We start from the raw sequence: 687 nt of genomic DNA, 5'->3' as shown, positions 1-687 counted from the left end.
CATTTATTGCTCCAATTACAATTGGAAAATTCTTACCAGTTATTGTAGATAAATTAGCTGAAATTTTACCAGAAATAGAAATAGATTTAGCTCCAGTTGGATTAGGCGGAAAAATTCCAATTAAATTTGGAGAAATTATAAAAGCTTTTGCAGAAACTTCAGTAGATTTTTTAAATGAAATAAGAACTGAACTTGCTATAACTTTAAAAGAATTTATAAAAGAACCATTTATTTCAGATTTTAAAATTACAGCGAGAGAAATATTTAATGAAATTGGTTTGGGCGATTTGCCATTTGCAGATCCGCCATTTGTACAAATTGGAAGATGGGTAGCTGTAAGGTCTTTTGAAGAAATTAAAGATCACTTAAAAGAAACAATATTGCTAACTGGTTATCCAGCTTGGTTTACTAATGCTTATCTAGAACCTCCAGTTAATGATTTCGCTCCTAAAAATCCATTATTTAGACCTGTAGGAATTCGCGATCTAATCTTAGGGACACAATATGGAATTTTAAACATTTCAGATCTTGAAAAATATGCATATAACAATTTATTAACTCCAAAAACTGCAAAATTAATGTATCAAAACCAAACTGCTAGACTTTTACAAAGAACTGAAGAGCAAGGGATTCGACAATTTATTATTACTCCTCAAAAAGCTTATGAAGAAATAAATCAAAATGTTA

The 687-nt window shown here is 29.4% G+C and carries 1 protein-coding gene; it reads left to right on the top strand.

The window, feature by feature from the left end; all coding sequences use genetic code 11:
* A partial coding sequence (locus ABD011_RS15720; RefSeq protein WP_343799786.1) for a hypothetical protein occupies positions 1 to 687 on the top strand: 687 nt, incomplete at both ends.

Origin of the sequence: Gaetbulibacter jejuensis, from assembly GCF_039524015.1 — a bacterium.
Classification (GTDB): Bacteria; Bacteroidota; Bacteroidia; order Flavobacteriales; family Flavobacteriaceae; genus Gaetbulibacter_B; species Gaetbulibacter_B jejuensis.
This window is presented reverse-complemented; position numbering and strand designations above follow the sequence as displayed.